3 protein-coding genes are annotated in these 1,504 nt (G+C 71.2%); 2 read left to right on the top strand and 1 reads right to left on the bottom strand.

Features of this window, described 5'->3' with window-relative positions:
• Positions 1-16: 16 nt before the first annotated feature.
• Positions 17-490 carry a transposase gene (locus VGD44_RS20905; RefSeq protein WP_331090313.1) on the bottom strand — a complete coding sequence of 158 codons (474 nt, stop codon included), beginning with the start codon at positions 488-490 and terminating at the stop codon, positions 17-19.
• Here VGD44_RS20905 and VGD44_RS20900 point away from each other — a divergent pair.
• Positions 471-1,034: a hypothetical protein gene (locus VGD44_RS20900; RefSeq protein ID WP_331090312.1), complete on the top strand. Its 564-nt coding sequence runs from the start codon at positions 471-473 to the stop codon at positions 1,032-1,034. The genes VGD44_RS20905 and VGD44_RS20900 overlap by 20 nt on opposite strands.
• A gap of 11 nt (positions 1,035-1,045) precedes the next feature.
• Positions 1,046-1,450 (top strand): YccF domain-containing protein, encoded by a 405-nt coding sequence (locus VGD44_RS20895; RefSeq protein ID WP_414694701.1) that lies wholly within the window; start codon positions 1,046-1,048, stop codon positions 1,448-1,450.
• Positions 1,451-1,504 lie beyond the last annotated feature (54 nt).

Genomic DNA, 1,504 nt, shown 5'->3' with positions numbered 1-1,504 from the left:
TGGTGGAGCAACCATGTTAGGTGGCGGGCTGCTTTAGCCAGGGCTGGCCTCGTTGGAGGACGAGGTTGGCGGCTTCGATGAGCTTGCGCATGACGGCGACGGTGATGAGCTTGGCGGGCTTGCCGCGGGCGAGGAGTCCCTCGGCGAAGGCCTTCAGGGTCGGGCTGCAGCGCTTGGCCTGCAAGGCGGCGAGGTAGAGCATCCGCCTGGGCCGGGCTCGACCGCCGGAGATGAAGCGCAGGCCTTTCCATTGCCCGGAGTCGCGGTCGAAGGGCGCGACGCCGATGAGGCTGGCGGCTTGGCCGCGGCGCATGGCGCCCAGCTCGGGCATGCGGATCACCAGCGTGGCGGCGACGATGGGGCCGACGCCGGGCAGGCTGAGCAGCAGCCGGAAGCGGGCGAGCAGATCGGGCTGGGCCTGGAGGCGGCGGACGATGTCGGCCGCCAGCTTCGCCTTTGCCCGCTCGAGGGTGGCGATCTGGGCGCGCACCACGCGGGCGATAGCGGCGGCCCTGCGAGAGGCGATCGGCTATGCGCGGCGCTATCGGCGGTTGGTCTACGCGGAGGAGGCGGCCGACGCCTGGCTGGTTCGGGTGGTGCGCGGCGAGCCCGTTGGCGGGTCCGGGGCGCCGAGCCCGTATGTCCTGCGGCGGTGGCGGGCGGCCGATCCCGACTTCGCCGGCGCCTACGCGGCGGCCAAGTTGTCGGGACACCGGCGGCGGATGGCGGCGCGGCGGAAGCTGACGCCGAAGCTCACCGCGCGTATCGTGGAGCGAATTCGGCTGGGCGACTCGCTGCGAAGCCTCTCGAAGCGGCGGGGCATGCCGCACCGCGTGACGCTGTACGGGTGGCTCAAGTCACGGCCGGGGTTCGCGGCGGCCGTGGCGAAGGCCTGCGACGAGCGGGACTTCATCCTGAACGAACAGAAGCTGATGCGGCTGGATGGAGCGTCGGAGACAAAAGTGCGGGCGACGATGGCGCAAATCGGGGCTGTGACGCGGCGGGCGCGGCGGCGGCGGCCGGGCCGTGGGTAGATCGGGCGCCATTGGACCTGCACCGCGCCCTGGTGCACGGTCCCGCCATGCGACTGCTGCTGAACATCCTCTGGTTCGTCCTGGGCGGCTGGATCTCCGGCACGCTCTGGCTCCTGGCCGGCGTGCTGCTGGCGATCACCATCATAGGGTTGCCGTGGACGCCGGCGGCGTTCCGGATCGCGGGGTTCAGCTACTGGCCGTTCGGCAGGGTGATCGTGGAGCGCGACACCGGGGCGGTGAGCGTGCTGCTCAACATCCTGTGGCTGCTGCTGGCCGGCTGGTGGCTGGCGCTGCACCACCTCGTGCTCGCGGCGGGACTGGCCGTGACCATCATCGGCATCCCATTCGCGTGGCAGCACGTGAAGCTGGCGATGCTGTCGCTGATCCCCGTCGGCAAGGGCGTGGCGGAGGTCTGAGACTCAGTAGATCAGGTGCGCCCGGCGTTCCGCTTCCCAGGCGGCCTCGTCCGG

It is taken from the genome of Phenylobacterium sp., assembly GCF_036402295.1.
In the GTDB taxonomy this organism is placed as follows: Bacteria; Pseudomonadota; Alphaproteobacteria; order Caulobacterales; family Caulobacteraceae; genus Phenylobacterium.
The sequence above is the reverse complement of the archived record's forward strand: the minus strand, read 5'-3'. Positions and strand labels throughout refer to the sequence as shown.